We start from the raw sequence: 7,351 nt of genomic DNA, 5'->3' as shown, positions 1-7,351 counted from the left end.
GTTACGATTGACTCATTGTATCCGTTTGGACCCGTTAGGTTTACCGTAGCTCCAGAAAGAGTAAATGGTGAACCAACGAAGAAGAATACGTTGTTGGTAGTCTCAGGATCGAGATCAGTATCACTATCGACATCGCTTCCAGCTACCGTTACACTGTTACTTCCTGCAATGAAACAATCTGCCGAAACCGTATAACTGTATGAACCATCAGCTATATTATTTAGCACAAGCTTTCCACTTGCGTCCGTTTGGCCGGAAAATGATGAAGATTGAACCGTAGCGCCTTCAATTGGAAGACTTGTTTCGCTGTCCGCCACATTTATGGTCAGAGTTGATTGACCTTGCAACACCGAGACGGCGAAAAATAAAATGGCAATAATCGAGTAAAGCTTTTTCATTTTGTTTTGATTTGGTTTAAAATGATTTGATTTGAACAAGTCGTTCATACCGAACAATCGAATTGAACTTTGCCGAATGTAGAGGGAGGAGATGGTCAATCAAAAATTTCGCGATCACTTGGATACTACAACCAATAAATAGCGGAAACAACATTACTACAACAGAACTCAATCAACTGTCTATCAGATGATTTTAACACACTTCGAGATGAAAGGAAAAAGTAACTCAGAGCTGAGTCAGAAACGAAATAAGGTTCTCATCGCGATCAATTCCAATCTTTTTTCGCAAGCGGAAACGGGCCATGTTGATGCTTTTTACCGATTGGTGGGTAATGGCTGATATCTCCTTCGTTGACATATTCAATCTCAAGAAAGCTGAAAGGCGAACTTCGTTCGGAGTGAGGTCGGGATACTTGTCCATTAAAGATTGATAAAAATCAGCATGAACTTCTTTAAACCTCATTTCAAACTCTTCCCAAATCTTCTGTGAGGAGTTCCTTTTCAACTCTATGATGATTTCTTGAACGAAATCTTGATTTTCCTTCTTTGCCCGAGACCTCATGTCTATCAACTTATTGGTGATAGAACCTATAAACTCATTCTTCTCGAGTAGATACATCATATTTGTTGCTAGCTCTTTATTCTTGTACCTCAATTTTTGACCAAGGCTTTCCTTCTCAAGTTCTAGTTTATCTCTCAATAAATTAGCTCGATCCGTTTTAATCTTTTGATTTTTATACCGAAAAACGAGGACCGTGACCAATAGAAGTGTAATGATTAACGCTCCTATATATATGAGCTCTCGACGATCTGCAGCAGCTTGTTTCTTGACTATTGCTACTTCGCGTTTTCGTTCAGCTTCGTCAAACTCCCTCTGCATCTTTAGCTGAGTGATTTGCTTTACGTCTCTATCCCTTTCAAAAGTCTTGTATGACTCTATGTAAGCCTTTCCATAATACAGCGCTGAATCCTTCCGGACAGAAAGGGAAAGAATATTGAAAAGAATCTCGGCACATTCATAGGCGTTTTTTGAGTAGGAGTTTTGCACCGAAATCGAATATCCCGCACGTGCAAATTTCATTGCGTCGCTTTCCTTGCCTTGACTGTTAAAGATTTTTGCCAACGTGGTATAAATCTCAGCTCGGTAATAAGAGGAAGGCCCTTCAAAATAGTCTAGATTCTTTTCTACAGTTGTCAAAGCGAGGCCTGCAAATTCTTCAGCGTCCAAATAGTCCTTTCGCTCATAATGAATGGATGCAACTTCGTTGTAGCCGTATGCCACGTGTTCCCAGTTCTTCTCTTTCAAGAAGAAATTCACAATATCCAAAAAGCCATCTATCGCCTTATCGTATTCTCCTTCTGTAACCAGAATTTGATAAACATTAGCCCTTGCTAAGTTTGCATTGATCAAATCCCCCTCTTTAATGAATCCTTGTATTGCCTTTTGGGAGTAATTCTTAGCATCATCGTAATCTTCAATGTCCATGTATAGAACACCTAGATTGTTGTTAAGATGGGCCTCTATTAGCGATAAGCTTTGTTTTTCCGCGATTTCTAGAGCCTCTAAGTATGTTTTCTGTGCTTCTACATATTTATTCTGTGCAAGAAGGATATTCCCTATTATCATTGTCACTTGAGCACAATCAAACCATCGCCCCAGGTCTTTGTAGACAGACCCTGCTTCTTGATAACTTACGCGTGCACTATCCAATTGGTTCATGGAAACGAATAAATCTCCCAACACGGCGTAATTTTCTGCAATGCCAATTGGGTAATCCGCCTTTCTCGCTAGCTCAACCCCACGTCTTGCAGGAGCAATACCATCTTCCGAATTGTTGGCCTTATAGGTATTGGCGAGCTTCAAATACAAGACGCTTTTGGTTCTAGCATCTGTTTCAATTGCGATTAGGTTTCTTAGACTGTCTCTAGGTGAATCCGTTGAGCTTATAGAATCAGAATCTAAGCCAATGGAGTAGTTACTCAGAAAGAGCAGTGCTACAAACAGATGATATGTCTTTCGTTTGAGCATTATTAAGCAATAATAAACTACTTGCACCGAGGATACAAACAATTAGGAGGTGCCAATTATGTCTTTTTTAAGAAAGATCGGAAAGTAAGTGCTTCAGTTGACGAATTTAGCAATCCTAACGAGAGCCTAATATTAAAAAGGTGTCTAATTAAAACGAGAAAGGATGTTCACCTTTCCAAGCTTTCTCGATATATAGTTGAAACGGCAGAAAATAAAATTGCATTGCACGGATTAATTCTCTAAAATTGAAAGATTGACCGACTTAAATGCCACGTGCAGAGCAACCAAAATAAAATTCCGCCGATTTCAGATAAAGTGACCAGTCGTTTTCTTGAACACGACCGAGCCACATTAAAAGAAATTTACTCCAAAAACTATCCATCGGTGGAAGCTTATATCATACAAAATTCGGGAAGCAGTGACGATGCCAAAGACATCTTCCAAGAAGCCATAACGGCGGCTTGGCTAAATGCCAAAGAGGGCAAATTCACTCCCCAAGACGAATCCTCCCTTGGAGGCTACATCTATCGAATCGCCAAGTTTAAATGGCTCGATCGTGTAAAGTCCAAATCCTATAAGTCTACTATGCGACTGGCTGAAGATTACGATCCCGCAGAGGAAGTTGAAGTAGACGAAAGCGAAAATAGACTCAATCAATTGCGAACTATCTACGCCCAACTCGGCGAAAAATGCCAGAATATCCTTAATCGGTTCTATTACGCCAAAATGAGTTTGGACGAAATAGGAAACGAACTGGGCTTTGACGCTGCTACTGTGAAAACACAGAAGTACCGCTGCATGAAAAAATTACGCGACCTTAATTCTGAGAACAATGCGTGAACTGTCGGAAAAAGATTTTGAACGAATTGAGCGATTCATCTTGGGCGACATGTCCGCCGAAGAGCGGCAAAGTTTCCAAAAAGAAATGGAAGCGGATGACGCGCTGCGAAAAGCCGTTTTAGAACAAAGAACACTTATAAAGTCTGTTGAAGCGGAAGGTTTGAAAGTCGAGTTAGATTCTATTCACAAAGAGCTATACGATAGTGCCCAAGGAAAGAAAAATCCCTTCCTATTCTTCTCTATCGCTGCGTCTATAGCAGTACTCATAGGGTTTTCATTCTGGTTTTTTAATCAGGAGGATTCCACTTCTGAGTTATACGCTGAATACAATTATACTGATCCGGGTCTTCCTGTTCCGATGAGCGCAACAGACAGCTATGACTTCTACGATGCAATGGTTGATTACAAAATGGAAGACTACCAAGAGGCCCTCGATAAATGGAACATCCTTTTGGAATCAGAACCTCAAAACGATACGTTAAATTACTATATCGGAGCTTCTTATTTCAATATGGCGGCTTTCGACCAGGCTAAGCCCTATCTTAATAAAGCCTTCGAATCTGCCGGATCAAACTTTAATAATAAAGCCCAGTACATGCTATTTCTGTCTGAATTGAAAAGCGGAAATACAGAGAAAGCCATGAAGATTATTCCACTAATCGATTCACCTTTCAAAGCTAAAATCACTGCAATACAAGAATCAATTGGATCATGAGATTCAGCTTGGCAATAGCAATCTTACTGAGTATAAACTCCTTACTATTCTGCCAAGATTTCAATGATTCAGTGTATCTTGAAAATCAAGTACTCGTAGATTCCTTCTATGCCGCAGAGCGCTACGCTCAGCTTGAAAAGGCACTGGAGCGGCAGGTTGGTTATCTTATCGAAACCGCTCGTTATGATTCACTCCACGAGTTTGTTTACAAAACAGGTAGGGCAAAAACCCAGCTAGGTAAAACCGAAGAAGGCATTGAAAGGGCCGAGTACCTGGTAAGCCTAATAGAAAAAGAGGATAGTGATTCTTCAAACGTCCTCTTTTCGCTGAATGAGCTGTCATGGGTCTATTATGAGGCCGGACTTGACAGCATGTGTATGGCTACGGATTTACGCTTCTTGGACTTTTGCAATCGCTATTCAAATGCGGATGTCATGGAGCGATCTGACGCTCATTACAATCTCGGCTTCGACTATCAAGTGATAGGAAATACTCCAAAAGCTATATTCCATTTTAAAGAAGCCGTCAATATCATAGAGGAGGATACGACCGTTTTGCTTTCTAAAAAAGTGGATTGCTACAATGCCTTAGGTGCCTCCTACTGGAAATATGGCGATATGATCAAGGCTAAAAATGCATTGAAGCGCAGCAGTGAATTGGCATTGCTGATGAAAGACACAACTATAGCCAAAATGTACGCTTCAAACGCCATTGGTAATCTTTCGCTAGCTTATGAAGACGAGGGGAATCTGGCCAAAAGTATGGAGCTACTTGAGGAGGCAATTAAATTGCGAAAAGAAGCCATTCCTCATTTGACAGAGACTTATGACAAGCATAATCAGCAAAGAAACTTAGTCTCCAATTACCACAATCTCGCCGCTCTTTATCTTTCCATCGGAGATCTGGAGCGTGCCTTAGCAATGACTGAATACGTCTATTCGCTCCAAACCGGTTTTTTTCCTGATGATGATGAAAAGAAGTATGTCGGTTATGAAGAGTCCCGCGGTAGTATCAAACTTGCAGCGGGTAATTATAAGGAAGCTGAAGTACACCTGCTCAATAGCCTTGAAGGTACGGAAAGAGAGTATGGAGAAGTAAACTATCATACACTCAACAGACATCAGCGTCTTGGGCAGCTTTACCAAGAGTGGGGAAAATATGAGAAGGCGCTTTTCCACATCAATCGAACAATAGAGTTGGCTGCACAAGTTTCAGATGAATTTGGAAGTCAAGAATTGGCAAAAGCCTACCGATTTAGAGCTGCGGTAAGAGTTGGATTAGGCGATTATGCAGATGCTCACTTAGATTTATTGCGGTCTGCCACCATTTTTACTGAGAATTTTGGTAACGAGAGTAACCCCGTTGGAGAAATTCAGCTCGAGCGTGCAAAGGTATTCTTGAAACAGAATGAAAGCGATAGCTCTGAATTCTATTTGGATAAAGCTCTTGCAATATTTGAATCAAACCGGACATTGAATAGAAATAAAGAAGCCGGTAATTACAGCGGCATTGTGAGAATGCTACCTGAGGCTCTCTTAATGAAAGCACAATTTATTGCGGGCGCTGATGCAGCTTCTCTAGAAAAAGCCTTGGATTATTTAGAATCTGCACTGACCTATTTGAGTGAGGAACGCCGAAACTTTGATTCAGACGGGGCACAGTTATCCTTTATCGATGAGCACGCAGCAATTTATGCTGAGGCCGCGGGAATTACATACGAGCTCTATGAGCTTACCGGAAAAGATTCATTTCGAGACCAGTTGCTACGCTACGCAGAAGAGCGAAAGACGGTTCTTCTAAAACGTCAACTCAATAAGTTCAGTTCTTTGAGAGTGGCTCAAGTGCCCGATAGTATCATTGCAAAAGAAAGATTTTTGCTCAAGCAGCTATCGGACCCCGAGGTGAAAGAAAATTATGGTGAAATCGAGGAGCAATACGATGCTCTTCTCGATCACATCCGAAAGGCTTACCCGAATTACTATGAATTGCGGTACGACTCCAAAACAGCTACACTAAACGAGATTCAAAATAAGCTGCTTCGAAAAGATCAGACTCTAATAGAGTATGTCGAAACCAGTATCGGGCTAATGGCATTTGTTATTACTCCAACTAATATCGAGTTGGTGACATTTGAATTGGACAACGTTGAAGAAAAAATCAGAGCATTCAATCAATCCGTCATAAACAGGAATCAAGAAGAAAGTCGTGCACTCGCAGAGAAACTTTATACTCATCTTATCGCTCCCCTAGAGTCCCACTTTAAAGGCACCGAAATATTTATCATTCCTGACGGGGCCTTGTATTCATTGAATTTTGAGGTTTTGACAGACAATAATACGGGGCGATTCCTTATAGAGGATTATACCATTTCCTATTTGCTTTCAGCTACGACCTCATTGCTCTATCAAAACTTGTCGGGAGACTCGAACGGAAAGGGTGTTCTCGCTATGGCACCTGGTTTTGAAAACGGCGAAAATGAGGGTGGCTCAGGCCAAAAATTTATTCGACAGCCTTTTGCCATGAAGACCGCTGCATTCATTGGGGAGCTTTTTTCAGGGCAGTCAGTCATTGCCGCACAGGCTACAGAGGACCGTTTCAAACAGGAAGCCGATGATTACAGAATTATTCATTTGGGAACGCACACAGAGATCAATACCAACTCTCCCATGCTCTCTCGGCTAATTCTTACCCGCTCCGAAAAAGAGGATGGTTATCTCCATGCTTATGAGATTTATAACTTACCATTACGTGCTGAACTGGCCGTGCTCACCGCTTGTGAGACAGGAGTAGGAAAAGAGAGTAGCTCTGAAGGCGTTTTGTCAATGGCTCATGGCTTTGCCTATGCAGGATGCCCAAGCTTGGTCATGTCGCTTTGGGAAATTGACGAAAAAACTTCCGCTCAAATCATAGAGACCTTTTACCAAAATTTATCTGATGGAATGGCCAAAAACGAAGCACTCAGAAAAGCCAAATTGAGCTATCTAAGTGCTTCTGAAGGAGAGCTGAAAAACCCCTACTACTGGTCGGGATTGGTTCTGTTTGGCAATGTTGAGCCGATCGAATCATCCCATGATTTTTTATGGATTGTGCTTTCTCTCCTGGGGATCGCGGTTCTTCTGATCCTCGCAAGAAAAATCAGAAGAAAAGCGTCTTAATTCGTTCACCTTTTCAAAAATTATCGATGAGGAAGTGTGGTCTAACCACTCCTCCACTTAGATAGAGTTTGATCTCACTAATGATATCAGACAGGCGCCTGCTGAGGTAGGAAAGCAAACGGTTCCGAAAGGAGCCGTTTGTTTGTTAAATCCGCACTCCAAGCAGAAATAGGTTTCAATTAACATTTCTTCATGTTAAGAAGATTTAAAACCA

At 41.4% G+C, this 7,351-nt stretch carries 5 protein-coding genes; 3 read left to right on the top strand and 2 right to left on the bottom strand.

Going from position 1 to position 7,351, the window contains the following annotated elements:
- Together O3Q51_09285 and O3Q51_09280 are read right to left on the bottom strand one after the other, a co-directional pair.
- The coding region (locus O3Q51_09285) for a hypothetical protein (protein MCZ4409000.1) at positions 1-398 on the bottom strand (398 nt) is incomplete at its 3' end.
- 226 nt (positions 399-624) lie between these two features.
- On the bottom strand, positions 625-2,427 hold the full coding sequence (locus O3Q51_09280; GenBank protein ID MCZ4408999.1) for a tetratricopeptide repeat protein: 1,803 nt from the start codon (positions 2,425-2,427) through the stop codon (positions 625-627).
- 273 nt (positions 2,428-2,700) lie between these two features.
- On the opposite strand from O3Q51_09280, the gene O3Q51_09275 reads away from it, so the two are divergent.
- Genes O3Q51_09275 through O3Q51_09265 form a run of 3 tightly spaced genes read left to right on the top strand, consistent with a single transcriptional unit; the run spans position 2,701 to position 7,137 of the window.
- Positions 2,701-3,267, top strand: coding sequence for a sigma-70 family RNA polymerase sigma factor (locus O3Q51_09275; GenBank protein MCZ4408998.1), 567 nt, complete (start codon positions 2,701-2,703; stop codon positions 3,265-3,267).
- Positions 3,260-3,982 carry a hypothetical protein gene (locus tag O3Q51_09270; protein ID MCZ4408997.1) on the top strand — a complete coding sequence of 241 codons (723 nt, stop codon included), beginning with the start codon at positions 3,260-3,262 and terminating at the stop codon, positions 3,980-3,982. The genes O3Q51_09275 and O3Q51_09270 overlap by 8 nt, the downstream gene beginning before the upstream one ends.
- Entirely contained in the window at positions 3,979-7,137 is a 3,159-nt protein-coding gene (locus O3Q51_09265; protein MCZ4408996.1) for a CHAT domain-containing protein, read from the top strand. Before O3Q51_09270 ends, O3Q51_09265 begins: the two co-directional genes overlap by 4 nt.
- Positions 7,138-7,351 lie beyond the last annotated feature (214 nt).

The sequence above is a fragment of the Cryomorphaceae bacterium 1068 genome, assembly GCA_027214385.1.
GTDB lineage: Bacteria > Bacteroidota > Bacteroidia > Flavobacteriales_D > Cryomorphaceae > JAKVAV01.
The sequence above is the reverse complement of the archived record's forward strand: the minus strand, read 5'-3'. Positions and strand labels throughout refer to the sequence as shown.

Coding starts and splice junctions, on each gene's coding strand:
- O3Q51_09280 (MCZ4408999.1), bottom strand. CDS start 2,427: ATGCTCAAACGAAAGACATATCATCTGTTTGTAGCACTGCTCTTTCTG.
- O3Q51_09270 (MCZ4408997.1), top strand. CDS start 3,260: ATGCGTGAACTGTCGGAAAAAGATTTTGAACGAATTGAGCGATTCATC.
- O3Q51_09265 (MCZ4408996.1), top strand. CDS start 3,979: ATGAGATTCAGCTTGGCAATAGCAATCTTACTGAGTATAAACTCCTTA.